The sequence below is a fragment of the Marinobacterium arenosum genome, assembly GCF_019795155.1.
Classification (GTDB): Bacteria; Pseudomonadota; Gammaproteobacteria; order Pseudomonadales; family Balneatricaceae; genus Marinobacterium_C; species Marinobacterium_C arenosum.
Window position 1 is genome coordinate 39971 of record NZ_JAILYN010000014.1, and the last position, 25921, is coordinate 65891.

The 25921-nt window shown below is 63.1% G+C and carries 16 protein-coding genes and 1 tRNA gene; 4 read left to right on the forward strand and 13 right to left on the reverse strand.

What is annotated here, in order from left to right; all coding sequences use genetic code 11:
• Positions 1 to 17 precede the first annotated feature (17 nt).
• The 4 genes from zapE to K6T12_RS08450 form a co-directional block, all read right to left on the reverse strand.
• Positions 18 to 1124, reverse strand: coding sequence for a cell division protein ZapE (gene zapE / locus K6T12_RS08435; protein WP_222221392.1), 1107 nt, complete (start codon positions 1122 to 1124; stop codon positions 18 to 20).
• Positions 1125 to 1226: 102 nt separating this feature from the next.
• A complete protein-coding gene (locus K6T12_RS08440) occupies positions 1227 to 1934 on the reverse strand; it encodes an LrgB family protein (protein ID WP_222221394.1) in 708 nt (235 codons plus the stop codon).
• Between the two features lie 5 nt (positions 1935 to 1939).
• Positions 1940 to 2287: a CidA/LrgA family protein gene (locus tag K6T12_RS08445; RefSeq protein ID WP_222221396.1), complete on the reverse strand. Its 348-nt coding sequence runs from the start codon at positions 2285 to 2287 to the stop codon at positions 1940 to 1942.
• 92 nt (positions 2288 to 2379) lie between these two features.
• Complete coding sequence (locus K6T12_RS08450; RefSeq protein ID WP_222221398.1) at positions 2380 to 2961, reverse strand: TMEM165/GDT1 family protein; 582 nt, start codon at positions 2959 to 2961, stop codon at positions 2380 to 2382.
• Between the two features lie 160 nt (positions 2962 to 3121).
• Between K6T12_RS08450 and K6T12_RS08455 the strand changes: the two genes are divergently transcribed.
• A tRNA-Pro gene (locus K6T12_RS08455) sits at positions 3122 to 3198 on the forward strand.
• A 349-nt stretch (positions 3199 to 3547) separates the two neighbouring features.
• On the opposite strand, the gene qhpG is transcribed toward K6T12_RS08455, so the two are convergent.
• The 7 genes from qhpG to peaA form a co-directional block, all read right to left on the reverse strand.
• A complete protein-coding gene (qhpG, locus tag K6T12_RS08460) occupies positions 3548 to 4867 on the reverse strand; it encodes a flavin-dependent monooxygenase QhpG (RefSeq protein ID WP_222221400.1) in 1320 nt (439 codons plus the stop codon).
• A 46-nt stretch (positions 4868 to 4913) separates the two neighbouring features.
• Positions 4914 to 5588, reverse strand: a complete 675-nt coding sequence (gene qhpE, locus K6T12_RS08465) for a subtilisin-like serine protease QhpE (RefSeq protein ID WP_222221402.1) — start codon at positions 5586 to 5588, stop codon at positions 4914 to 4916.
• The gene (locus K6T12_RS08470) at positions 5581 to 7323 is read right to left on the reverse strand and encodes an ABC transporter ATP-binding protein (RefSeq protein WP_222221404.1); all 1743 of its coding nucleotides are present in this window, start codon (positions 7321 to 7323) and stop codon (positions 5581 to 5583) included. Before K6T12_RS08470 ends, qhpE begins: the two co-directional genes overlap by 8 nt.
• A gap of 353 nt (positions 7324 to 7676) precedes the next feature.
• Positions 7677 to 8816 carry a quinohemoprotein amine dehydrogenase subunit beta gene (gene peaD / locus K6T12_RS08475; RefSeq protein WP_222221405.1) on the reverse strand — a complete coding sequence of 380 codons (1140 nt, stop codon included), beginning with the start codon at positions 8814 to 8816 and terminating at the stop codon, positions 7677 to 7679.
• A gap of 15 nt (positions 8817 to 8831) precedes the next feature.
• Positions 8832 to 9155: a quinohemoprotein amine dehydrogenase subunit gamma gene (qhpC, locus tag K6T12_RS08480; RefSeq protein ID WP_222221407.1), complete on the reverse strand. Its 324-nt coding sequence runs from the start codon at positions 9153 to 9155 to the stop codon at positions 8832 to 8834.
• Between the two features lies 1 nt (position 9156).
• Positions 9157 to 10590 carry a quinohemoprotein amine dehydrogenase maturation protein gene (peaB, locus tag K6T12_RS08485; protein WP_222221409.1) on the reverse strand — a complete coding sequence of 478 codons (1434 nt, stop codon included), beginning with the start codon at positions 10588 to 10590 and terminating at the stop codon, positions 9157 to 9159.
• 42 nt (positions 10591 to 10632) lie between these two features.
• On the reverse strand, positions 10633 to 12234 hold the full coding sequence (gene peaA / locus K6T12_RS08490; protein WP_222221411.1) for a quinohemoprotein amine dehydrogenase subunit alpha: 1602 nt from the start codon (positions 12232 to 12234) through the stop codon (positions 10633 to 10635).
• Positions 12235 to 12853: 619 nt separating this feature from the next.
• On the opposite strand from peaA, the gene torR reads away from it, so the two are divergent.
• Entirely contained in the window at positions 12854 to 13576 is a 723-nt protein-coding gene (gene torR, locus K6T12_RS08495) for a two-component system response regulator TorR (RefSeq protein WP_222221413.1), read from the forward strand.
• Between the two features lie 3 nt (positions 13577 to 13579).
• Entirely contained in the window at positions 13580 to 19969 is a 6390-nt protein-coding gene (locus K6T12_RS08500; protein WP_222221415.1) for an AAA family ATPase, read from the forward strand.
• Between the two features lie 74 nt (positions 19970 to 20043).
• Here the strand turns inward: K6T12_RS08500 and K6T12_RS08505 are convergent, their stop codons facing one another.
• Together K6T12_RS08505 and K6T12_RS08510 are read right to left on the reverse strand one after the other, a co-directional pair.
• Complete coding sequence (locus K6T12_RS08505; protein ID WP_222221417.1) at positions 20044 to 23052, reverse strand: diguanylate cyclase; 3009 nt, start codon at positions 23050 to 23052, stop codon at positions 20044 to 20046.
• Between the two features lie 259 nt (positions 23053 to 23311).
• Positions 23312 to 24058 (reverse strand): SDR family oxidoreductase, encoded by a 747-nt coding sequence (locus K6T12_RS08510; RefSeq protein ID WP_222221419.1) that lies wholly within the window; start codon positions 24056 to 24058, stop codon positions 23312 to 23314.
• Between the two features lie 174 nt (positions 24059 to 24232).
• Between K6T12_RS08510 and K6T12_RS08515 the strand changes: the two genes are divergently transcribed.
• The gene (locus K6T12_RS08515) at positions 24233 to 25846 is read left to right on the forward strand and encodes a GGDEF domain-containing protein (protein ID WP_222221421.1); all 1614 of its coding nucleotides are present in this window, start codon (positions 24233 to 24235) and stop codon (positions 25844 to 25846) included.
• Positions 25847 to 25921: the final 75 nt, after the last annotated feature.

Consider the following 25921-nt stretch of genomic DNA (forward strand, 5'->3'; position numbering starts at 1 on the left):
AGCCACAATAAAACGACTCAGGCACGGTGCTCGCGGGCCAGATATTCGTGCGATTGCATCTCCAGCAGACGGCTCTGGGTACGTTCGATTTCGAATGCCAGCCGCCCCTCGGTGTAGATCTGATGGATCGGCACCTCAGCCGACAGGATCAGCTTGACGCCACTGTCGTAAAACTCGTCGACCATGTTAATGAAACGGCGCGCCGCATCGTCATTCTTACGGCCCAGCTGCGGCACGTTGGAGACCAGCACCGCATGGAACACTTTAGCCAGTTCGATGTAGTCGTTTTGCGAACGCGGCCCGTCGCACAGATCCTTGAAATCGAACCAGACCACATCCTCGCAGCAGCGACGACTGCGGATTTCGCGGCCATTCACCTCCAACAGCTCGCCCTCGACCACCTCTTCCAGATCCGGCGCCAGACTTTCGAAACTGCAGTTCAGGCTCTGATCCGCCTTGTCGTCCAGCGGACAGTGATACAGTTCAGCCTGTTCCAGCGCCCGCAGCCGATAGTCCACTCCGCCGTCGACATTCAGCACCTCGGTATGGCGGTTCAGCAGATCGATCGCCGGCAGGAAGCGGGCCCGCTGCAGACCATCCTTGTAGAGGCCGTCCGGCACGATATTGGAGGTCGCCACCAGCGATACGCCGTTGGCGAACAGCTGTTCCAGCAGACCAGCAAGGATCATCGCATCGGTGATATCGGAAACGAAGAACTCGTCGAAGCAGATCACCCGTGCTTCCTCGGCATATTTCCGGCCAATCTGCACCAGCGGGTTCGGGGTGCCATCCAGCTCTTTCAGCTCCCGGTGGACACGCTGCATGAAGCGGTGAAAGTGGGTCCGCATCTTCTGCTCGAACGGCAGGCTGTCGTAGAAGGTATCCATCAGGTAGGTCTTACCACGCCCTACCCCGCCCCAGAAGTAGAGCCCCTTGACCGGTGCGACTTCCTCCTTGCGGAACCGGCCGCGCAACCGTTGCATCAGCCCCTGCCTGGGCTGATCGGCAGCCGCAACCAGGTCGTCATAAAGACGCTGCAAGTTGTTGATCGCCATCTCCTGGGCCGGATCATAGGAGAAATCGTCACGTTCCAGGTCTTTCTTATAGCGCTCTAAAGGGGTCATCGCGGATCACTACCGGGGGTCGAAATACGGACAGGAAATTTGGCGCGAACTTTACCGCTCTGCAACAAAATTGGCAAATAGACCAAAGGCAGAACCGGACGCTCAGCCGGTCAGTGCAATCATCTCAACCAGCAACGGCAACACAAAAGCGGTAAAGGTTCCGACCATCCCCATCGCCAGACCGCTGAACGCCCCGGCCAAGGCGCCATATTCGAAGGCGAAGGCGGTACCCATGGCGTGGGCACTCACCCCGAGAGTGAAGCCGCGGATCGCCGGATCGTCGATGCGCAGCAATTTGAACAACAGAGGGGCCATCAGGCAGCCCAGCGCACCGGTGATCAACACCAAACCGGCCGCCAGAGAACCGTAGCCACCGATCTTGTCGGCCACTTCGATGGCGATCGGCGAGGTCACCGACTTGGGTGCCAACGACAAAAGGGTGGTTACATCCGCTCCCAGCAGCCAACCGATGCCAACCGCACTCAATGCCGCCACCAGCGCACCGACCACACAGCCAATCAGCAGCGGCAACAGCATCTCACGTACCCGGTGCAGATTGTCGTACAGAGGAATCGCCAGCGCCACGATCGCCGGCCCCATCAGGAACTTGATAAAAGCGGCGCCCTCAATATAAGTGGCGTAGTCGATTTCGGTCAGTTTAAGCAGCAGAATGATCAGCGACAGCGATACGATTACCGGGTGCAGCAGCGGTGTGCGGCCACAGCGTTGGTTCAACCATCCGGCCGCCAGATAGACCGCCACGGTCACCAGAATCCACAGTAGCGGCATCGCCGCGAAATGCTGCCACATCAGGTTCACTCCCCTCCCCGCGTCGACTGCAGCTTCTGCATCAGCAGCGCCGTCAGGGCGAACGTCAGCACCGTACTGGCCAGCAGCGCCAGCGAGATCGCCAGCCAATCACGGGCGATCAGTTCGAAGTGCACCATCAGGCCGACACCGGAGGGCACCAGCATAAGAGGCAGGTAGCGCAGCAGTCCCTCGCTAGCGCCGCGCAAACCCTCGGGCACCGCGCCGTTAAGCATCAGACCGATCAGCATCAGCACCATGCCAACCACCGCGCCGGGCACCGGGATCGCCAGCAGATAAACCAGCGCCTCGCCGAGCAACTGACAGCCCATGATCATCAACAGCCCGGCCAACATCCCGCTACTCCTTCCTTAAGTTGCCAGTTTACAGTCTTGAGCCAACAGCCGCGTGAAACAGCGGCAGGCCGATCATAGCAAGCGGCACCGGCCTACCCCATCAGACGTTCCGCCAGTTGCCACCAGACCAGCGCCGCGAACAGCAGGAACAGCCCGCCACCGACTTTATGGATCAGACCCACCGGGAACCGCTGCAATAGCATCCGCCCCGCCCAGACTCCGGCGATCGAGGTGGTCGCCAACGCCAGGGTGCCACCCAACCAGACCGCTGCCGGTGGTTCGACACCGCCCAGCCCGGTGATCGCCAGCTGAGTTTTATCGCCCAACTCGGCCATGAAGATCAAGCCAAATACCGACCAGAACAGATAGCGCCCGACCCGGGTGTCCTCCTCATCGTCATCCTCCTCCTCGCCACGCAGCGCCAGCACGCCAAACAGCGTGAACAGCGATGCCACCGCCAGCATTACCAGCCACTGCGGCAACCAAAGCGCCACCACCGCGCCGACAGTGACCGCCAGCAGGTTCAATAGCGCGAAAGCGGAGACCGCGCCGGACACCACCGGCAGCGCCCGGTAGCGTGCCGCCAGCGCCATGCAGACCAACTGGCTCTTGTCGCCGAATTCAGCGCCAACCACCAGCGCATAGGTCTTTAAAATCGAACTCAATTCATCCATTTGATTTTTTTCAAAAAAACACTTGGCAGCTTACGGAAGCGGCATTATACTGCGCCTCCGTTCTTGAGAGACAGTCTTTTAGGAACGGATTAATCAAAGATTTTTCTTTTGGTTATCAATCAGTTAGACTGATAGCCACTGAAAAGTCAGCGAGAAGTGTCGGGGTGTAGCTCAGCCTGGTAGAGCACTGTCTTCGGGAGGCAGGGGTCGTAGGTTCAAATCCTGTCACCCCGACCATTTACTCGCTTTTTTGATTACCCTTCTGCTTAGCTTTATTTAGTGGCCGCCCGGCCCATGTACAAATCCTCCTAATCAGCAGTCAACGCTTATCGTGCGTTTTTCTCGTGCGCTTTTCTGTTTTTGTATCTCCAGCTAGTAGCCTCAATCGCTGCCGCATTCTCCGGCACTTACTACGGCACTGACTACGGCAGGATTTCATCGCCCCGGACCGTTAAACCTGATATGAAGCCCTGCGGGCTCCTGGTCGACTAAAGTCGTCCCTACAACACCACCGCTGCCGGCGCTTGGTCAACGGAAGTCGCCCCTACAATGGCAACGGCCGGAGTCGACCCGACATAAAATCGCATCAAAAACCTTGCTGGCGCAGCCAGTGCAGCAGCATCTGGGAGCACTCGGCCGGAAGCTTCCTTTGCGCGATCACCTGTTCCAACGACTCACCGCCGCCACATCGCTGCGCCGCTTTGACCAGCGGTGCCAGTTCGATACCGACCAGGTGCCAGATGCCAAGCGGCTGATCCGGCGTAACCACCACCTCGGCCGGGCGGATCAAACCGTTCTCGACCACCGGCTGGGTTTTGACCTCGACCGCCGCCCTATCCGGCGGCAGATGGACCGGTTGCCGGTCCGGCCAGCGGCGGCGTTGTTGCCAGAACGGCCGCTGCGGCCACTGGCTTTCCATGGCATAGAAATCCCGCCCGATACGGGCAAAACGGTAGAACAGGCTGTCGACCCGCTGCTGATGGAACTGCTTGGCCAGCGCGCCATTTTCCGGCTGTTGCAGCAGGGTGTTGATCACCGCCGGCGCCTGCAAGGCAGACGACAGCGCCTGGAAGATGCCGTTGCCGGACAGCGGATCGACCGCCATCGCCGCGTCGCCGACCCTGATCCAGTTGTCGCCTACCGCCTGGCGACAGAGAATCGGTGTGCTGGTACGAGCATGCAGTTCACCGGTCGGTTCGGCACCCGCCAGGAACGGCTGCGCCTGCTCCAGGGTTCGCAGCCGTTCGGTGCAGTACTCAACCAGCCGCTCCTTCGGCGGCAACCGGCTGCTGGCCACATCGAAGGTCAACTGCAGGTAACGGGTGCCGTCGGCCGCCTGCGCCAACCAGGCCCAACCATCCGCGAAGCTCTGCACCGCAGATTTAGGCTGACCCGCTCCGCCGCGCCAGTACTGCAGCAGCGACACCGTTTCGGCACCACGCAACCGCTGCAGATGGGCGGACGGCGCACTACGGCCCCGCGCCTCGACCAGGAAATCGGCAGCCAGCCGCTGCTCGCCCTGGTCGGTGCGGTAGCTGACGGATATATCCGGCTCGGTGGAAACCTTACCGACCCGGCCACGAATCAGCTCGACGCCGTTGTTCAGCAGATCCTGCTCGATACCGGCATCAAACAATCGCCGTTCAATCAGTCGCTCGGTATTGGCGGCGCTGGTCTGACCGTTCCAGGTCACCTGGCGCGGTGAAGGCGGCGGCAGGCAGTCCAGCGCCCGCTCGCAGCCGGCGCCACGCAGCCCCTCGACCACCCGCTCGGAGACTCCCTCCACCGCCACGAACGGCCGTGGCTCGCAGATCAGACCGACCCGGTAACCGAGCCGGACCAGGCCGAGTGCCACCGCACCGCCGGCCGGACCGCCGCCCAGTACCAGTATTCGCTTGACTGCCATGCTCACCGTTTCAGGAATAATCAGGAAAAAAGAGTCATTTAAGGAATCAGGCCCGGCGCTGCTCTGCACCGTAGAAGCTGGCATGTTGCCGCAGCCAGTCACGGGCGGCGGCGGCGGCCGGTTCGCCACCCTCGGCAAGGTAGCGGGCCAGGTGACCGCTCATAAAAGCGGTGCCGATACTGGCACCGGCACTCTCGCCATCCAGGCTGCGTACATGACCGCCGAAATCGGCATAGCGGGTCTCTAGGCAGGACCACTGGCCCGGCGCACAGCGGGCATCGCCGGTCATGCGGATCACGTCGGGATAGCTGGCGGGATAGACCGGATCGCCCTTGGCAGGGCTGGACGCACAGAGGATCACCCCGGCGTTTGCGGCACGCCGGCAAGCTTCAGCCAGTGCTTCACGGTCGTGGAGCAGACCGAGACTGAGGTTGATCAGCTGCACCCCCTCGGCGACCAGCCAGTCGATCGCCGCAGCCACCTGCACCGGGGTGGTGGTGAAACGCTCGTCGAATACCTGCGCCACGGCGAAGCGGGCCCTCGGTGCCTGAGCGGCGATCACATCGAGTATCCGGCTGCCATGCAGCAGCTGATCCGGCTGGGGCTCGCCCTGCCAGAGCGCACAGTCGTCCAGGAAATAGCGCATCGCGCTGTCCACCTGCGGCTGTTGCCGCGCGCTGTAGCCACTATCTACGATACCGACATGGACCTGCTCAGCCATTCAGATTCTCCTCAATCGCCGTCTCGCTCTTCGACTCCACCGACAGTGTGCCACGATTGAGCCGCAGATACAGGTCGGCATCGGCCAGGGTCGACAACCGATGGCTGATCAGAATCCGGGTTCGCCCGGCGAACAGCCGATCCACCGCGGCAATGATCTCCCGCTCGGTGGCCTCGTCGACCGCCGAGGTCGCCTCGTCCAGCACCAGTACCGTCGGCTGCTGCAGCAGCGCCCGGGCGATGGCGATGCGCTGCTTCTGGCCGCCGGACAGCTGCCCTCCCCGCTCACCAAGTGGCGTATCCAGCCCCTGCGGCAGCTGCCCGATCAGCTCGCCGAGCTGGGCCTGTTCGGCCGCCCGGCGCACCGCCTGCGGGTCCGCATCCGGTGACGCGTAGCGGATATTGTCCGCCAGGCTGCCACGGAACAGCACGATCTCCTGGCTGACCACCGCCACCCGGCGGCGCAGTTCGGCCGGATCGCACTGGCGCAGATCGACACCATCCAGCAGCAGAACGCCCTGCTGCGGGTCGTAATGGCGCTGCAGCAGGTCGATCAGGGTCGACTTGCCGACGCCGGACGGGCCGCTCAGCGCGACTTTCAAGCCCGCCGGAATCACCAGGCTGACATCGGCCAGCACCGGCTCACGGCCGGCATAACCGAAGCCAACCGCCTGCAATTCGATCCGCCCGCCGCTATCCGGCAGCGGCAGCCGCCGCTCCGCCAGCCGTATCTCCGGCTGTTCGCGACGCAGCTCCATCACCCGGCCGAGGCTGACGGTCATCCGCTGCACCGCCACGTACAGCCCCAGCAGGCTCTGCACCGGCCCGACCGCCATCCCCAGGTAAGTGGAGAAGGCGATCAGCGCACCCAGCTGCCACTGCCCCTCAATTACCCAGTAACCGCCGATCAGGAAGGCGCCGGCACGCGACCAGGAGGTCAGCGTGCCCGGCACCGCCTGGGTGACGAACTCGGTCAGTTGCAGTTTCAGCAGATCGCCGAGGTAGCGGTCGCCCAACCCTTGCAACCGGCCCGCCTCGCGCCGCTCCTGGCCCACCGACTGGATGAACTTCATCGCCGGCAGGGTTTCCACCAGGAACGAGGACAGATCGGCCGAGCGCTCGCGCAATATCCGGCTGCGTCGCTCCACCTTGCGCCGCATCCAGCTCAGCCAGAGCACCTCCAGCGGCACCAGCAGCGCCAGGATCAGCGCCAGCTGCCAGGACAGCGCGAACAGCAACGCCACCGCGCCGACCAGGCCGAGCAGGCTGGACAGCGCAGAGAACAGCGAGTCGACCGCGAAGCGCTGGATCTGGGCTACGTCGCCATCCAGTCGCGACATCAGGTCGCCGATCCGGCGCTGACCGTAGAATGCGGGAGACAGGGTCTGCAGATGACGGTAGAGGTCGTCACGCAGATCGAACAGGATGCGGCCGGACAGCCGGGTGTGCAGGTAGCGGTTAACACCCGCCAGCAGGGTACCGAGCAGGCCGGCGGCGATCATCAGCAGCGCGGTCTGCAGCAGCGTGCCGTAATCCTTCGCCAGCAGCCCCTCGTCGATCAGCGTCTTGGTCAGCCAGGGCTGCGCCAGCACCAGCAGCGAGGCGCACAGTGACAGCGCCATCACCAGGCCGATCGCCGACCGCTGCGGCCGCACGAAGCCGTACAACCAGCGCAGCGCCGCTTCCAGCGCCCGGGGATCATCGGTATGTACGGTGCGAACCAGCCATTTCAACATCGGTTTTTTTACCAGCTTGAAAGGTACCTATTTGAAAGGCACGTACTGAACTGGTAACTGCTTGGAAGATACCAGTTCAGTAAGTACCAGCTAAGGCGTAATGCTGTTCACTTAAAGCAATTTGCCTTTGCGATTTGAACAAAGCCCCTATCGGGAGTGGCATAGCCTTGTAAGGCCTACTCGGTGTGCCCTTTGGGTATCAGTGCGCCACCGCCGCCGGTGGTTGTGGAGCCCTGCGGGCTCCTGGTCGACTGAAGTCAACCCTACAGTCAATTCACCGAACAGCGTTACAGCTAAGACGGGGCTTCCAACGGAAGCCCCTTTCAGCACGCAAACAAGGGGTTACCCTGACACTACTCGATCAGCTTGGCAATCCGCAGGTCGGCGGTGGACATATCGCCCGGCAACTGGATGCTGCCGATCTTGTTCAGCGTTTTCGGATCGTGGATCGAGATATCGCTGGAGGTGCCGCCGACGTAGATCTTACCGCCATCACGGGTCATGTTGATGGTGTAGTAGGTGTGCGCCAGATCTTCGGTGGCGAGGGTACGACGCTCCTTCACATTGTGCTTGGACAGGTTATTGAAGGCGCCATAGACGATATCGCGGTCGTTCGGATCGGTGACCAGGTTGAAGAAGATGAACTCGAACGGCACGATCTCCTGCGACTCGATCTCGCCGGACGCCAGGTCGATCCGGTTCATCCCCCACCAGAACTCGGCCTGCTCCATGTCGCCCGGCTCGCCGTTCCACTTGATGGTGAAGTACGGCAGGATGTACTCGCCGACGTGCTCACCCTGAGCCTGCATCGCGAAGGCATCGGGCGGCACCCACTGGTCGGCCGGCCGCTGCCAGTTCTGCAGCGCCTTCAGCAATTTCACCTCGCCGGTCTGCGGGTCGATGGTCTTCAGGTCGGCACCGCCGAGGATCACCCCGCCACTGTCCAGCGTGCCGATCTTGGTGATCCGCCGGTCGACCGGGAAGAACCGCTTCGGCTTGGCGTTCAGGCCGTCGGCGGTTTCGAACACCGCCAGCCGTGGCTGCTGCACCTCGAACCGGTCGCGATGCTTGACCACCGGATTCTGCACCGTATACAGCTCCTTGCCGTCCGGGCTGACCGCCAGCGAGATGATGCTCTTGATCTGCACGTTCTTGTAGGACTGTTTGGCGGAGAACCGCATCTCGCAGTTGGTGATATCGAAGCCGTAGACATCCTCCCACTTGTTGGTCAGCACATAGGCGATCCGGCCATCCGGCGACGACACGATGGAGTTGGAACCGAAGATCCCCGGAATGTCGCAGCTGCGTACCAGTTGATCGGTCTCGGCGTCGATCACGTGCAGCTGATTGGGCCGGCTGGAGGTCAGGATATACTCGTGACCGTGGGCATCCATCGACGCGGTTTTCAGGCCGCCGGCACAGCCGGCCAGCAGCGCGCTGCCGGCCAGGGTCAGCGCCAGTCCGGCACGCTTGGTCAGGTTGTTCAATCTCATCTTGCTCGGCCTCCGTTACTCATCTTCCGGGAAGATGCTGTCCAGCTTGCGCCAGTCCTGGTTCGCCTTGGCGACATCCTGGGACCAGTTCGGATGGGTGCTCATGGTGTCCGGCACCTGGGCCGGCCACCAGCAGGCGTCGGCACAGCCGTACAGGTCCGACTCCATCGGCTGGCACAGCGAGCCGAGGCCGCCGAACGGGTCCACTTCCCAGCCCGGATCATTGGTGGAGGTACAGCCGACGATCGACTGCATGGCGACCACCTCTTCGGCGTTGCCGTCGGCGACCGCCTGGTCGAGCATGATTGCTTTCTTGTTGAATGACTTAAGGTGCTTCATCTCAAGCGCTCCTTCTAGGAGAGACGTAGGTGTCGAAGAACGCCGGGTTCTCGACCATGATGCGCGAGTAGACCTCCACCCCAAAATCGACCCAGTCGCGCAGCAGGTCGCAGTAGTGGTAGGACGGTACCGTCGCATCACCGTATTTGGCGTAACTTTCGTGATAGCAACCGCCGGAGCAGATATTTCGAATCCGGCAGGTTTCGCAGCCGGTGTTGCTGCGATCGAGACGGGTTTCGACGAACTCGGCCAGCGCCGGCTTGTCGATGCCGCTGCTGACATCGCCGAACAGCGGCTGTTCGGAGCCGGTAAAGCGGTGACAGAGGTTCAGACCACCCTCGGTATCTACCGCCAGCAGGCCGACGCCGGCACCGCAGGGCAGCTGTTTCTTGTTGCCCTCGTGGATGTCGGTCATCAGCTGGTGCATGTTGCCGTAGCCCAGGTTGCGGTTTTCCAGCGCCGCTGCCAGGTACTGGCGGCCCAGCCGTTTCATGCCAGCGAACACCTCGACCATCTCGTCGGCAGTCAGGTTGTAGTCGGCGATATCGCCGGAGGTGACCGGCCCGAAGCCGACCTCGCTGAAACCCAGCTCGTGATAGAGGTGATCGAAGATGGTCTCCACGTCGGTGATGCCGCGGGTCAGGGTAACCCGGCAGCCCACCGGCCGCGCGTTGTAGCGCGACAGCAGCATGCGCACCTTCTGGCGCACCACGTCGTAGGTGCCCTGCCCGCCCACCGTGATCCGGTTCTTGTCGTGCATCGTCTTGGGACCGTCCATCGACACGGTCAGCCCGAAACGGTGCGCGTTGAACCAGTCCACCAGCTCCTCGTTGAGCATGGTGGCGTTGGTGGTCATGGTGAAGTCGACCTGGGCGTCGAGCTCGGCGAAACGCTGCTCGCAGTAAGCCACCACCTGGCGAATCACCGGCATGTGGGTCAGCGGCTCGCCGCCGAAGAACACCACGTTGTAGCGCGGCTGGTTGGGCGACTCCTTCAGCAACATCTCGACCGACTGCACCGCCGTCTCGTAGGCCATCTTGTTGCCGGCCGACGGGGTGGTCAGGTCTTCCTTGTAGCAGTAGGTGCAGCTCAGGTTGCAGCCGGTGTTGACGTTCAGCACCACCGTGGTCAGCGGGAAGTTCTTGACCGGTTTCGGCTTCGGGTTGTAACGCGCCACGCCGCCGCTGTCGCGGACGATCTCCAGTGACTTGAACTCCTCCAGCGTCTCCATCAACTCGTCCGGCGCGAACCGGCCGTCGAACCGCTGGCGGATCATGCCGGCGGTCACCTGCGGCTGTTCGCTGAACAGCTCGAGCAGTTCGCGACTCAGGCCATCGAGTTCGAACAGGCTGCTGGACGGCACATGGAACAGCATCCGGCGCGCATCCACATCGACCAGATGCAGGTTCGGCTCGACCAGTGTCAGAGCACCCATAATCACCTCTCCTGTTATTGTTCTGTCCGAGGTTGCTATCGCTTATTGCAGCGGGGATTTGACGAAATCCTGCACCGTCACCAGCAGGTGGGCCTCGCCGCTGACCGCGTTGTCACCATCCTGCACGGTACCGACCACAGTCAGGTTGCCGACGTTGTTGGTGGACATCTTGCGCTCGGGGTTCAGGCCAGCATCGCCCGGCGTGAAGATGCCGTCGGCATCGATGGTGCCGGCGTACTTCAAGTCGTTATCGTGCTCGGCGATCTCGTCGAACGGCTTCAGGCTCCAACTGGCCGGCATATAGCCAAGCCGCAGATCATCATCGGTACCCGGCTGGCCATCGGCACCGGCGGCATAACCCAGCGCACGGTAGCTAGAGCGCACTTTCGGAATCGGCCCACCATTGCCGCCAACCCGGGCGATCGAGTCATCGGGGGTGATCTCGACCCGCGCCAGCGCATCATAGAGCGCCAGTTCGGCTGTCGCCTTGCCGACCCGCAAGGTACGCATGCCGACCTCGGTATTCGCGTCCGCCCGCACCAGCAGAGTCACCCGGCTGTCGCTACGGGCGATCACTTTCAGCAGTTCGAGTCCGCTGCCCAACGCCAGTTTGCCGCCCAGCTGGCTGCCGGCCAGGGTGATCTGACGGGTTTCGCCGTGCTTGATATAGGACGGTGTCACGGACAGGATCGCCGGCCGGTCGGCCCGCACGGCCGTCAGTTCGCCGCCGATCTCATTGGCATTGCGCTGGAACTGACGCCCCCGCAGGCGGCTGCCATCCTCGGATGCCGCCAGTACCTGGCGCATCTTGATACCGTCGACGGTCAGGTTGGCACGCCACTCGTAACCGGCATAAACCACCGCACTGCCGCCACCGGACAGCGGTGAACCGTCGGCGTAGCGCCCCTCGATCAATACCGAATAGCGATCGTCGCCGCTGTCACGTACCGTCAGCCGGCCGTCGAACGCCCCTTTGCCCGGCAGGTAGCCGGCAACCGCCCAGCTGCCGGCCAGCTTCGGTTTTTCCGCCTGCTGCCACTGCTGCCAGGCCGCACTCTGCAGCGGGAACTCTTTTGCCAGCTGCGGCACGGTGTCATTCAACGCGATATCGAACCAGGCACGGTCACGTGACAGAGCGTGAAACTCCAGGGTCGGGAACTGGCCCATGTGGAAGTGCACCAGGTTACGCCACTCATCCTCGCTACGCCGCTGCAGGGCAAAACGGGCACCGGAGTGACAGCGGGCGCACATCTCGGCATAGGCCGGCGCCGGGTTATCGACCACGTTCGGGGTCTGCTCCAGCAGGTAGCGGTGTTCAGCCGTCTCGGCCGGCGCCAGCCCCTGGTTGTCGGACAGGTATTTGATCAGCGCCCGCTTCTCCTCGACAGAGATCTCCAGGCCACGCTGGCTCTGCATCCGGTTCAGCGTGGTCATCCACCCTTCCGGCGTCTTACGCTGTTCGCTGATACGGGAGAACGGCGCTGCCGCATCACCTGTCTCGCTATGACAGGCCAGGCAGCGCTGGCGGATGATGTCGGCACCATCCAACGCCTGGGCAGGGAGCGGCACAGCCGCCAACCCCAGCAGCGCCAGCGCACCGCTCCCCAGAAGTGCGCGCTTAGTCTTGTTGTTATTCAAGGCCATCACTCCTTCGTATGACTTCGTTTGGGTTACTCACCTCACCACCAATAGGGATCCGTGCGCTTAGCTTAGTAGGTAGCGACAAGCGGCACGGGCGATCCGGCTACCGAGCACTGGCTTTTGGTGTGCTAAGGAACCTGCGAACAAGTCCTTTGGGCCTCTGGCTTTCGGAGCGGTCAGAGATCAAGGCAACGATTACAGACGTACTGGTTGTCCCCGGCGCGCCGGCCGGACGTAAATCGTTAACGCAGAGCTCTGATCGCTCCGAAAGCCCCGAAGGGCGGGCTCTATAACGGCCATCTGCTTTGTCAGGCAGCTTGGAAAGGACGCGTCATTCCGCTGCGCTGCCTTTCGCGCATTTGGCCGTTCTAGAGCCCGCAGAGAACATAAGGGACTTATTCGCAGGTTCCCGAACTACGCTAAGCGGACGGTGTAAATTAAGTTTCCCGCTTTTGTGCGAAGTTGTGGGCTGTTGTAACCAGATGTAAACAACCACCAAATCACAAAATCAACCCATTGTTTTAAAATGATTTTTTATTCACCCACTGAACGACTAGCAGCGCTTCCGCCGCCCCCGGCCAGTTGCTAGACTGGTTGAATCAGTTTTGTACCGCAGCCCCCTATGTCAAACATTCCCACCAGCAGTCATATCCTGATCGTCGAAGACGATTTCGCTTCCCGCTCGCTACTGACCAGCTACTTCGAGAAGGAGGGCTACCGGGTCAGCGAGACCGAGCAGGCGGACGAGTTGGTCGAAAAGGTCGAGCGCGAACAGATCAACCTGGTACTGCTGGATATCAACCTGCCCGGCAAGGATGGCCTAACGCTGACCCGCGAGCTGCGCGCCGTCTCCAAGGTCGGCATCATTCTGGTGACCAGCAAGGATGACGATATCGATCGGATCGTCGGCCTGGAGCTGGGCGCCGACGACTATGTCACCAAACCATTCAACCCGCGCGAGTTGCTGGTGCGGGCCAAGAACCTGTTGTGGCGGGTACAGGACGGTCGCCAGCCGGCAACCGTCAGCCAGCCGAACAGCTGGCGTTTCGAAGGCTGGTTGCTGGATGGCAGCAAGCGGCTGCTGATCGCCCCCGACCAGCAGAGCGATCGGTTACCGGAGGGTGAGTTCAAGCTGCTGAGCGCCCTGATCGGTCATCCCGGCCAGGTGCTGTCGCGCGACCAGCTGATGGATGCGATCCACGACCGCGAATGGACCCCCAACGACCGTTCGGTGGATGTGCTGATCGGCCGGCTGCGGCGCAAACTGCGCGACAACCCGGCCGATCCGCACTTTATCCTAACCGCCCACGGCGCCGGCTACATGTTCGCCGGGATGCTGGAGTAAGCCGTGCAGCCGCTGGCCGGGTTCCAGCTGCAGGCGCAGATCTACCGCGGTCGCACCTGCACCGTCTGGCGGGCGATCCGGCTGGAGGACCGGCTGCCGGTGATCGTCAAGCAGCTGAACCGGGACCGGCTCAACGCCGAGGAGCTGAGCCGCTTCCAGCATGAGTACGAGGTGCTGGCCGGGCTCGATATCGACGGCGTGATCCGGCCACTCGGCCAGCAACACCTCGACCAGACGCTGGTCACCCTGTTCCGGGATCACGGTGGCGTCTCGTTGCGCAGTCTGCTGCAGCAGCGCAATTATCAGTGGCACCAGTGGCTGCCGATCCTGCTGCGACTCAGCGAACTGATCGGCCGGCTCCATGACGCCGGCATCATCCACAAGCAGATCACCCCCGACAACATCATCGTCAACCCGGACAACGGCCAGCCGGAGATTATCGACTTCGCCCAGGCCACCCTGCTGGAGCGGGAGCAGGCCCACGACACCCGGCTGGCGGCGGAGAGCCTGCCCTATATCGCGCCGGAACAGACCGGCCGGATCAGCCGGGCGATCGACTACCGCACCGACTACTACGGCCTCGGCGCCACCATCTACGAGCTGATGACCGGCCAGCCGCCGTTCAGCGGCGACGACAGCCTGCAACTGGTGCACTGTCATATCGCCAAACAGCCGGCGCCGCCGCACCGGCTCAATCCGGCGCTGCCGGAGGTACTGTCGCAGATCATCCTGAAACTGCTGGCCAAGGACGCGGCGCAGCGTTACCAGTCCAGCTTCGGCCTCAGCCAGGACCTGCAGAGCTGCCTCAACAGCTGGCAACAGACCGGCCAACTGCCGCCGTTCCAGATCGCCCGTCACGACCGCTCGCAGCGATTCGCCATACCGCAGCAGCTGTATGGCCGTGCCGCCACCATCCAGCAGCTGGTAAGTCACTACCAGCAGGTCGCCGACGGCCGTCAGCAGTGGGTGCTGATCAGCGGTTACGCCGGGGTCGGCAAATCGGCGCTGGTGCATGAGATCCGCCAGCATATCCAGGCTCACGGCGGCAGTTTTGCCGGCGGCAAGTTCGACCAGTTCAAGCGCCACCGACCCTACTCGGCGATCCTGCAAGCGCTGCAAAGCCTGGTCCGCCAGCTGCTGACCGAGCCGCCGGCGCGGATCGACCAGTGGCGCGAACAGTTGCTGGCGGCATTGGCCGGCAACGCCCAGGTGCTACTGAAACTGGTGCCGGAACTGGCGCTGATCCTCGGTGACCAGCCGGAAGCACCGCGCTTGCCACCAACCGAGGATCAGAACCGTTTCTCGCTGCTGTTTCAGCGGCTGCTGCAGGTGTTCGCCAGCGCCGAGCGACCGCTGGTGCTGTTCCTCGATGACCTGCACTGGGCCGACCTGGCCTCGCTGAACCTGCTGGAGAGCCTGGTGCGGCACCAGCCGCTGCCCTACCTGCTGCTGATCGGCAGTTACCGTGACCAGGAGGTCGGCCCGGCCCATCCATTGAAACTGCTGATCGAACGGCTCGCTCAGCGCTCGCCGCCACCGCACCAGCTGACCCTGGAACCGCTGACACTGGGCCAGGTCAACCGGCTGGTGGCCGATACTCTGCTTTGCGACGCGGCACAATGCCGCAGCCTGGCGCAGATCTGCATGGCCAAGACCCAGGGCAACCCGTTCTTCCTGAACCAGTTCCTCAGCGCGCTGCACGACGACGGCCTGATCCGCTTCCAGCAGGACCGCTGGCAGTGGGACGAGGCGCAGATCCGCGACAAGGATATGACCGACAACGTGGTCGAGCTGATGGTCAGCAAGATCCAGCGGCTGTCGAGCGCCACCCAGCGGGTGCTGCAACTGGCCGCCTGCCTGGGCAGCCCATTCAACCTGCGTTCGCTGTCGATCGTTCACCAGCAGAGCCCCCGGCAGACCGCCGCCGACCTCTGGCGGGCGCTGTCCGAAGGGCTGATCATCCCGCTGGACGACAACTATCGGCTGGCCCAACACCCCGGTGCCGAGCGGACCCGCTACCGCTTCGTGCACGACCGGGTGCAACAGGCGGCCTACTCGCTGGTACCGGGGGCGCAGCGCCAGCAGCTGCACCTGACCATCGGCCGGTTGATGCAGCAGCGCCTCAACGAGGCCGAGATCGACAGCCGTATCTTCGAGATCTGCAACCACCTGAACCTGGCCCGGCAACTGCTGGAGAGCGACGCAGAGCACCAGGCGCTGGCCCGCTACAACCTGCAGGCCGGTAACCGGGCACGGGAGGCGGCCGCCTTCTCCGCCGCATTGGAGTATTTCCAGCAGGGGCTGCGGCTGCTCGGCGCTGACGGCTGGCAGCGGGACTACAGGCTGGCGCTGGCGCTGCACAGCAACGCCGCCGAAGCTGCCTACAGCAATGCCGCTTTCGATGAGATGGAGCGGCATATCGAGCAGGTGCTGGCACAGGCCGACACGCTGATGGACAAGGTGCGGGTCTACGAGATCCGCATCCAGGCGGAAGTCGCCCGCAACCGTTTCGAGCAGGCGCTGGAGACCGCCCTGCAGCTGCTGGCGCTGCTCGGCATCAAACTGCCCCGCCACCCCAGCCGCTGGCAGCTCCGGCTCAGCCAGCTGCGCCTGCGCTGGCTGCTGCGCGGTAGCCGGCCGCAACGGCTGCTGCAGGCCGGGCCGCTGCAACAACCGGCCATCGCGGCAGCGCTGCCGATCATGGCCAGCATGTTCGGAGTGATCAAGTTCTCCAGCTCCGAACTGCGCCCGCTGGTGATGGCCCGCCAGCTGGAGCTGACCCTGCGCCACGGCCTGGCGGCCGGTTCTGCCCAGGCGCTGGCCGGCTACGGCGGCGTGCTGTGCGGCCAGTACCAGCGGATCGAACAGGGTTACCGGCTCGGCCAGTTGGCGATGGAGGTGGATCGCCAACTACCCTCGCGTACCGGCCAGCCGAAGACGCTCTACCTGCACAACACCTATATCCGCCACTGGAAAGAGCCACTGCAGCACTGCCTGGAGGGGTTGCTGCAGGGCCACCAGCTGGCGCTGGAATCAGGCGACCTGGAGTGGAGCGCCTACTGTCTGGCGGCCCACATCCAGTACGCCCTGCCGCTCAGCAACGACCTGGCGGCCCTGCAGCCGCAATTGGAAGGGTTCGCCCAGCAGCTGGCCCAGGCCGGCCAACAGCAGTCGCAGCAATACTCCCGCTTCGTCCTGCAGGCGGTCGACAACCTGCGCGGCCACAACCAGCAGCCTAGCCGGCTGGACGGTCGCTTCTACCAGGAGGATGCGATGCTGGCGGAACACCACGCCAGTCACCACCTGACCGCAGTCTGCCTACACCATTTCTACAAGGCGCTGCTCTGTTACCTGTTCGGCGAACCGCAACAGGCGGTCGACCACTGCCAGCGGGGCGAAGCCCATCTGAGCTCGATCGGCGGCACCTTCACCACGCCGCTGTTCCGCACCGTCCAGGCGCTGGCGCTGCTGGCGGTGCTGCCGCAAACCGGCATCCTTCAGCAGCCGACCCGGCTGCACCGGATCCGCTCGTTACTGAGTTCGATCCGCCGCTGGGCGCGCCACTGCCCGGCCAACCACCTGCACCACGCCTGCCTGATCGAGGCCGAGCTGTGCCGGGCACAGCGTAAATTCAGCAACGCGATGGACCTCTACGACCGGGCGATCCAGCTGGCCGGCAAGCACGGCTTTCCGTTGAGCCAGGCGCTTGGCCAGGAGCTGGCCGGCCGACTCTATCTGGACTGGCGCAAGCCCACCATTGCCCGCAGCTATCTGGAAGAGGCCTACCGCAGTTATCGGCGCTGGGGCGCGGAAGCCAAACTGCAACAGATGCGGCGTAGCTACCCGGTCGACTTCGAACCGCCCAGCCCGGCGCCACCGGTCAGCCCGGAACGGCAGCCAGAGCATCGCGGCAGTGCGCTGAGCAACCAGGCGTTCGATATCGCCTCGGTAATCAAGGCCTCGCACGCCATCGCCGACGAGATCGTGTTGCAGCGGCTGCTCGGCCGGCTGATGAAATTGGCACTGGAGAATGCCGGCGGCCAGCGCGCCCTGCTGGTGCTGAACCGACAGCAGCAGCTCCATATCGAAGCGGAGGCCGGCCTGGACGGTGAGCCGCATTTCTTCAGCGGACTGCCGCTGGACCGGGGCGGCGAACGATTGCCGCTCAGCGTGCTGCATTACGTCGCCCGTACCCAGGAGGCGGTGATGCTCGGCGACGCCGGGGAACACGAGATGTTCATGGCCGACCCCTACATCCGCCGGCAGCGGCCGCGCTCGCTGCTCTGCCTGCCGATCCTCTACCACGGCGAGCTGACCGCACTGCTCTACCTGGAGAACAAGCAGAGCCGCGACGTATTCACCCGCGAGCGGTTGGAGACCTTACAGATCCTGTCGGCCCAGGCTGCGATCTCGATCGAGAACGCCAAGCTCTACCTGAGCTTGGAAAAGTCGGAACAGGCCTATCGTTCGCTGTTCGAGAATGCGGTCGAGGGGATCTTCCGGGCGCTGCCAGAGGGTCGCTTCATCTCGGCCAACCCGGCGCTGGCCCGGCTGCTGGGCTACCACAGCCCGGAGGCGTTCCTGCGGGCGATCACCGATATCGGCAGCCAGTGCTTCCATGATGCCGACGCGTTGCGCACTTTCATGGATCAAGTGGCACGGGACGGCCAGGTGCGCGACCTGGAAACCCACTGGCTGCGTGCCGACGGCAGCCCGGTGGCGGTGTCGATCTCGGCCCGCCAGGTACGGGACGAGCAGCAGCAACTGCTCTACTACGAGGGCTCGATCAGCGATATCAGCGAGCGGCACGCCCGCCAGGCGGCGGTGCTGGCGCGGCAGAAAGCGGAGGCGGCCAGCGAGGCCAAGTCCCAGTTCCTGGCCACCATGAGCCACGAGATCCGCACGCCGATGAACGGCATCCTCGGCATGGCTCAGCTGCTGCTGCGCGGCCCGCTCGACCCACAGCAGCAACAGCAGGTACAGACGATCTACAAGTCCGGCCAGTCGCTGCTGTCGATCCTCAACGACGTGCTGGACTTCACCAAGGTGGAAGCCGGCCAGTTGGAACTCGAGCTGGCGCCGTTCGAGCTGCGCCAGTGTATTGACGAGATGCAGGCGATCCTGCGACCGCTGACCGAAGACAAGGAGCTGGAACTGATCGTACGGATCGACCGCCACTTACCGGCGCGGGTGCTGGGCGATCGCCGCGCGCTGATCCAGATACTGATGAACCTGTGCGCCAACGCGATCAAGTTTACCGAGCGGGGCCACATCGCCCTGCGTGTCAAACATCTGGCTGGCGATGAACGACGGGCCAGGGTCCGCTTCGAAGTGGAGGACAGCGGCATCGGCATCGCCGACGAAGCCCTCGAACGGATCTTCCAGCACTTTTCGCAGGCCGACTCCACCATCACCCGGCGCTATGGCGGCACCGGCCTGGGGCTATCGATCTGCAAGAAACTGGTCGAGCTGCAGCAGGGCAGCATCGGCGTCGTCAGCCAGCCCGGCCGAGGCAGCATGTTCTGGTTCGAACTGCCCTACCCGCTGGCCGAGCAGTGTTCGTCGATCAGTCCGACAGCCGCCACGAGCGGACCGATTCAGCCACTGGAGATCCTGCTGGTGGAGGACAACGCGATCAACCAGCAGGTGGCCGACGGGCTGTTGCGCAGCGACGGCCACCAGGTCACCATCGCCGACGACGGCTACACCGCCCTATCGCTGCACGCCGACCACCGCTTCGACCTGGTGCTGATGGATATCCATCTGCCGGATATGGACGGCATGGAAACCACCCGGCGGATGCGCCAGCATCCCGATCCCGAACGCGCCGGCGTGAAGATCATCGCGCTGACCGCCTCGATCACCGAGGCTGAAGTGCATAACTATTACGCCGCCGGTATCGACGGGGTGCTCGGCAAGCCGCTGCAGTATGACGAACTGCACCGCCTGCTGGCCACCCACCGCAGCGCGCCCCTGCCCGCGGCCGAGGCGACAGTCAACCAGGTGGGCCAACCACAGACGGCCGATGACGAGCCACTGCTGGACCGCGCCCTGCTGGCCCAGCACCGCCAACTGCTGGGCGAAGAACGCTTTAACGGCCTGCTGCAACAGTACCGCCAGCAAGCGGAGCAGTTGCTGGCCGAGCTCGAGCAAGCCCTGACCGCTGAAGACTATCCGCTTATCAAGAAACTGGCCCATACCCTGACCGGCGCCAGCGCCAACTTCGGACTACGGGCCGTCAGCCAGGCCGGCCGCGAACTGGAACGCCTGGCCGTCCAACCGATAGACGAGGTGAACCGCGCACAGCTTTACGAACAATGGGCCATCAGCGAGCGGCTCTACCGGCAATCGCTGGCGGCGCTCGACGCACTGACCGAAGCGACCGGCGGCTAACCGAGGAGGATGCCGCACAGCGGGTCGATCTCGATGGCCAGCGGTACCCGGGAGAGCTGCGTGAAGGCGGCGGCTCAATGCTGCTCATCGGCCAGCTCCAGCGCCTCCCGCTCCAGCTTATCTTCGCAGACCACCCGGTTGCGGCCCTGGCCTTTGGCCAGGTAGAGCGCATCATCAGCACGCTTCATCAATTCGTCCGGCGCCTCGCCGTAGCGCCAGGCGGCGACACCGATACTGGCCGTACACTGGCCGGCGATGGCGAAGTCGCAGGCCTCGATCAGCCGGCGCAGCTTTTCCGCCAGTCCGCATGCGGCCTGCAACGAGGTCTCGGGACAGAGCACCAGGAACTCCTCACCGCCCCAACGGCCGACCACGTCAGCCTCGCGTACATGGGTATTGAGCGCATCGGCCACCCGGCAAATCACCTCGTCGCCGGTCTGGTGACCGAAGCTGTCGTTGACCTGCTTGAAGTGATCGATATCGATCAGCAACAGTGACAACGACCGCTGGTAACGTTCGGCGCGAACCACCTCGCCGGCCAATTCACGGTCCAGCTTGAGCCGGTTGCTCAGGCCGGTCAGGGTATCGGTGGTCGACAGTTGCGCCAGGTTGCGGTTCTGCTCGGCAATCTCGGCATGGGCCTCGCGCAACGCCTGGTGGGCCCGGCGCAGTTCCGCCGCCTGACGAGCCAGCAGCAGGTGGCGATAGAACAGCAGTGAACCGATCACCGCCAGTACCGCCAGGATCTGCCACATCAGGCTGTAGTCAAAGCCCCGTTCGTAGCGCACCGCCACCCATTTCTGCAGGATCGCCTCCCGTTCGCGTGGGCTGATTGCGCCGATCAGCTTGTTGAAGATCGACAACAGTTCAGCGGCATCGTTACGCAAGGCAACCGACAACTGCACACTGATATCGGTCTTGCCGGCGATCTTCAGATTGATCAGGTCATATTGTTGGATGGCGCGGGCGATCGGCACCACCCCATCGATAAAGCCGAACAACTCGCCGCTGCTGACTTTTTGCAGCCCTTCGCGGATATTGTCCACCTGAACCAGCTGGATCTGTGGATAGCGCTGCTGCAGCAGATCGATCCAGGCGTAGTCCATGATCACCGCGAAGCGCTTATCGAGTACCGACTTCATATCGTCGATGAACAGCTGGTCATCACGGGTAGCGACCACCAACGGCACCTCCAGGTAAGGCTCGGTAAAATAAAGATGGCGCGTACGGGCAGCGGTCTTGGCGGCGCTCAACAACAGATCGCAGTCACGGTCATAGACCGAATGCAGCGACTGTGACCAGCTGCTGGTCGGCAGCAGCTTGAGTTCGACGTTCAACAGCTTGCGAAACAGCGCGACATAATCGGCGGTCATGCCGATATGCTCTCCTTCGGGGCTGATCCCTTCGTACGGCAACCAGTCGGGATCGACGCAATAGTGCAACGAGGAGCGGTTAAGCAGGTAGTTGTTTTCCCAGTCACTAAGAGTCAACCGGTCCGACACCCGTATCCGCTGGCCAAACCAGCGCTTGCGTAGCACCGCCAGCTCATCCTCGCCCAGCGACGCTTGCGCTTTCTCCAGGATCGAATGCAGTTGCGGCCAATCGGCACGGCTGGCCAGGCGCAGGCCACTGACCCGCAACGCCGGTTCCGTCAACGCCCCCTTCAATGCCAGCCCCGGCATGGCGTACTTGCGGATATGGTATTCCAGTACCGGCAGCGCATCGATTACCGCATCGGCCTGGCCACTGGCAGTCCGTTCCAGGCAGTCGATGATATCGCGGCAATCGACCAGCCGGACCGCCGGGTACTGTGCCGCCAGCAGTGCCGCATAGGGCCCATCATGCACCACTGCCACCCTCATGCCGGCCAAGTCGGCCAGCCCTTCGAGCGCTTTCAGGCCACTACGGACCGCCCAGCCACTGCGCAGCTCCAGGTAGGGGCTGCCCAGCAACGCGCCGGCGGCAGCCGGGAGTCCCGCCGTCGGCACCAGATCCAGCTGCGGGGGGACGGCCTGCAACTCTTGCAACGGCCGGCTGTCCGTCACGAACTCAAGCTGCAGACCGGCCTTGGCTGCCAGCAGTTTAAGAAACTCGATGGCGTAGCCATCCGGCTTACCCTGGCGGCCGATCAGCAGTGGCCCGTAAGGGTACTGGGCAATCCGGATCACCGGATGGCGGACCAGGAACTGCTGCTCCTCCAGCGTCAATGCCAACGGTTGCTGCGGTGGCCGGATAAAGCCCTGCAGGGCGCCCTTGCTGGCGACGTTGCCCAACGACACGTAGAGGTCGGCCAGGCTGTCGATCCGCTGCGGATCGATGGAACCCAACTTGAAGCTCTGGCGCAGGGTCAGTCGTTCCAGCGCCTGCGCTTCGAACAGCAGTGCTTCACGGCTCTTACGCTGCGAGTATTTACGCAGGATCAGATCGACCAGCTCCTCCTTATGATCCAGCGCGTAATGCCAACCTTTCAGGGTAGCGCGCACGAAGCCTTCGACCAGCCCGGGATGTTGACGCAGAAAATGTTCGGAACTGAACAGGTTGTCATCGTAGGCGCTGACGCCGAAGCTGGACGGATTGAGGATACTGTGCGGAATCTGTTGGCTGCGAACCTGGTGCATCTGGTTGGACAGGAATACCGTCACCGCATCCACCTCGCCGGCCAGAAATGCCTCGAGATCGTAACTGTGCGCGACCTGCTCGAAACTATCCGGCTCCAGGCCAAAATAGCGAAACATCGAGGCAAAGGGGGCCGACTCCAACTCCTTGGCCGAGGCCATCACCCGCTTGCCGCGCAGGTCCTGGGGGCTGAGGATATCCGGCTGGGTCAGCAGCACCAGCGGTGAAGTCTTGAAGATATTCGCCAGCAATACCACCGGCTTGCCCTGCAAGCGGTCCAGCACCAGCTCGGAGTTGACCACACCGAACTGAGCCCGGCCGCTGAGCACTTCGTCAACCGGCGACTGCCCCGGCTGAATCTCCCGCAACTCGACCGCCAACCCTTCATCGGCGTAGTAGCCCTGCTCGATCGCCGCATAGTGACCAGCGAATTCGAACTGGTGTTTCCAGGGTAACTGCAACCGCAATGGGGTCGCTGACTGAGCAAACGACAGATTGCCAATTAACAGGCCGAACAACAGCAGCAAAGATAAACCACACCGCCTGGGGATCGATCGTTTCTGGCTCCCTGATAGCATGCTGCACATCCTGTTGTGACTTTAATCGATACGACGGCTCCGGCGTCGACCGGCGCCGAACGGATACCCCAGCTTAGCCCGATTGGCGCCGCAATTGAACGCCGGTTCAAACAACGGCGGAAAATTGATGCTCGATATAGCGGCCGCCTCAACGGCCGCCGGTCACCTCAATAAAACTGCCCGTGGTGTAGGCTGCGGCATCGGAGGCCAGCCAGAGCACCGCTTCGGCCACCTCCTCCGGCCGGCCGCCACGTTGCATCGGCACCGCCCCTTTCAGCCGGTCGACGCGGCCGGGCTCGCCGCCATCGGCGTGAATCTCGGTGTAGATCAGCCCGGGGCGCACGCCATTGACCCTGATCCCTTCGTCGGCCACCTCCTTGGCCAGGCCGATGGTCATACTGTCGATCGCCCCCTTGGAAGCGGCGTAGTCGACATATTCGTTGGGCGCCCCCAACCGGGCCGCCCCGGACGACAGGTTGACGATCGCCCCGCCCCGGCCGCCGTGGCGGGTAGACATCCTCAGCACCGCCTCGCGGGCACAAAGAAAGCTGCCGATCACATTGGTGCGCAACACCCGCTCCAGGCGAGCGGCATCGATCTGCTCGAGCCGGGCCTGCGACTCCAGGATGCCGGCATTGTTGACCAACACCCGAAGCTCGCCTGGCAGCCGGTCCAGCTCGGCGAACAGGTTCTGCACCTCGGCTTCACAACCAACATCCGCCTGTACCGCCCAGGCCTCAGCGCCAGCCGAACGCAGCTCCGCCACCACTGCTTGCGCCTGATCCCGGCGGCGGCGATAGCTGATACAGACCCGGTAGCCGCGTGCCGCCGCCAGCCTTGCCGTGGCGGCGCCTATCCCCCGGCTACCGCCGGTAATTAGCATCATTGGTTGCATCTGGGCCGATCTCCTCTCAAACTTTAAGAAGTCTTTGCGCAGTTTTGCTGCTCGCTGGAACGCATATCCGGGTTACCCGTCAGCAAAACGCGCCAGGCTGATGCCGCCGGCCTCTGCCGCGGCATGCTGTCAGCCGCCCTGTCCGCGACAGATTGACGGAGGCTCCAGCCTACAATGGATGCCAGCAGAGCGTCACCACTGGTTCTAAGCATATTGGTGCTTTGCGCCTGGCTGTGTCAGCCGGCTGCGGCAACCGAACGGGTGGTGCTGCAACTACGCTGGCTGCACCAGGCCCAGTTCATCGGTTATTACACCGCCCAGCAGATGGGCTTCTACCGCGAAGCCGGCTTCGATGTGGAGGTCCGCGCCGGCGGTCCGGCGATCGTCCCCTGGCAGGAGGTGATGGAGGGCCGGGCCGACTTTGCCGTCGATAACAGCAACGCCCTGGTGGCGTACAGTCGCGGCCAACCCCTGGTGGCGCTGGCCGCCCTGTTCCAGCACTCGCCGTCGATCCTGCTAGCCCGCAAGGACAGCCGGATCAACACCGTGCGCGACCTGATCGACAAGCGGGTGACACTGTTCCCCGACGGCCAGGCCCCGGAGATCATGGCACTGCTGAAGTTCCAGGGTATCGATCAAGATCGGCTCACACTGACCGCCAGCTCTATCAACCTGCAGGGTCTGATCGACGGCCGTACCGATGCATTCAGCGCCTACCTGACCAATGAACCCTACTCTCTGGAGCAGGCGGGCATCGACTACACGGTGCTCAATCCACGCGATTACGGCATCGATTTCTACAGCGATATCCTGCTCACCAGCCAACGCCGACTGCTGGAAACACCGCAACAGGTGGAACGTTTCCGCAGCGCCAGCTTGCGTGGCTGGCGTTACGCGTTGCAGCATCCGGAAGCGGCGCTGGATCTGCTGGAACAGCACTATCCGGTCGCCAAGTCGCGCGACCACTCCCGCTATGAACTGAACATGTTGCGCGAGATGATCATGCCCGGCTCGATTGAACTCGGTCATATGAGCCCGGAGCGCTGGCAGCAGATCGAATCGACCCTGCTGCAGCTGCAGTTGATTGCCGGACGACAACCGTTGGAGGGTTTCCTCTATGCCGCCAACAAGCCTGCTGATTTGCGCGGCTGGCTGCCCTGGCTGCTGGCAGCGGCGACCGTCGGTTTGATCGCCCTGGCCAGCCTGGTGGCGATCGTCAGCCTGCGACGCCGGCTGAAACGGGAGATCCAGCAACATGATGCCGCACAGCAACAGCTGAGCCAGCTGGCCAGCCAGGATCCATTAACCCAGTTGCCCAACCGCAGCATGCTGCTGGAACAGCTTCGCACCCTGCAGAAGCTGGCGGTGCGCCACAGCTGCACGCCGGCGCTGTTCTATATCGACCTGGATGATTTCAAGCGGATCAATGAAACCTATGGCCGGCTCAGCGGCGACGAACTGCTGATCAAATTCGCCAACCGGGTTCGCTTGATGCTGCGCGACAGCGACCTGTTCGGGCGGCTGGCCGGTGACGAGTTCCTGCTGATCAGCGACAACTCCAGCGAGGAGGGTGCCAGTCAACTGGCCATGAAATTGATGGAGCTGCTCAACAAACCGTTCCTGATCGGCGAGCAGGAGATCCGCATCAGCGCCAGTATCGGTATCGCCCGCTACACAGATCCCGAGGAAAGCGCCGAAGAGCTGCTCGCCCGGGCCGATGCGGCGATGTACTCGGTCAAGCACAGTCTGCGCGCCAGCTGCCGGCTGGCACAGCCGCCGCTGGTATAGCCATAGAGAACATAAGGGACTTGTTCGCAGCTTTCCTAATATTATTCACCGCCAATCCGCTAAAAAACGGTTACT

What these genes read in the sequence shown, in the direction of transcription:
- peaD (WP_222221405.1), bottom strand. Translation starts at nt 8,816, where the DNA reads ATGAGATTGAACAACCTGACCAAGCGTGCCGGACTGGCGCTGACCCTG.
- peaB (WP_222221409.1), bottom strand. Translation starts at nt 10,590, where the DNA reads ATGGGTGCTCTGACACTGGTCGAGCCGAACCTGCATCTGGTCGATGTG.
- peaA (WP_222221411.1), bottom strand. Translation starts at nt 12,234, where the DNA reads ATGGCCTTGAATAACAACAAGACTAAGCGCGCACTTCTGGGGAGCGGT.
- K6T12_RS08515 (WP_222221421.1), top strand. Translation starts at nt 24,233, where the DNA reads ATGGATGCCAGCAGAGCGTCACCACTGGTTCTAAGCATATTGGTGCTT.
- K6T12_RS08445 (WP_222221396.1), bottom strand. Translation starts at nt 2,287, where the DNA reads ATGTTGGCCGGGCTGTTGATGATCATGGGCTGTCAGTTGCTCGGCGAG.
- torR (WP_222221413.1), top strand. Translation starts at nt 12,854, where the DNA reads ATGTCAAACATTCCCACCAGCAGTCATATCCTGATCGTCGAAGACGAT.
- K6T12_RS08450 (WP_222221398.1), bottom strand. Translation starts at nt 2,961, where the DNA reads ATGGATGAATTGAGTTCGATTTTAAAGACCTATGCGCTGGTGGTTGGC.
- K6T12_RS08510 (WP_222221419.1), bottom strand. Translation starts at nt 24,058, where the DNA reads ATGCAACCAATGATGCTAATTACCGGCGGTAGCCGGGGGATAGGCGCC.
- K6T12_RS08470 (WP_222221404.1), bottom strand. Translation starts at nt 7,323, where the DNA reads ATGTTGAAATGGCTGGTTCGCACCGTACATACCGATGATCCCCGGGCG.
- qhpG (WP_222221400.1), bottom strand. Translation starts at nt 4,867, where the DNA reads ATGGCAGTCAAGCGAATACTGGTACTGGGCGGCGGTCCGGCCGGCGGT.
- qhpC (WP_222221407.1), bottom strand. Translation starts at nt 9,155, where the DNA reads ATGAAGCACCTTAAGTCATTCAACAAGAAAGCAATCATGCTCGACCAG.
- K6T12_RS08440 (WP_222221394.1), bottom strand. Translation starts at nt 1,934, where the DNA reads ATGTGGCAGCATTTCGCGGCGATGCCGCTACTGTGGATTCTGGTGACC.
- qhpE (WP_222221402.1), bottom strand. Translation starts at nt 5,588, where the DNA reads ATGGCTGAGCAGGTCCATGTCGGTATCGTAGATAGTGGCTACAGCGCG.
- zapE (WP_222221392.1), bottom strand. Translation starts at nt 1,124, where the DNA reads ATGACCCCTTTAGAGCGCTATAAGAAAGACCTGGAACGTGACGATTTC.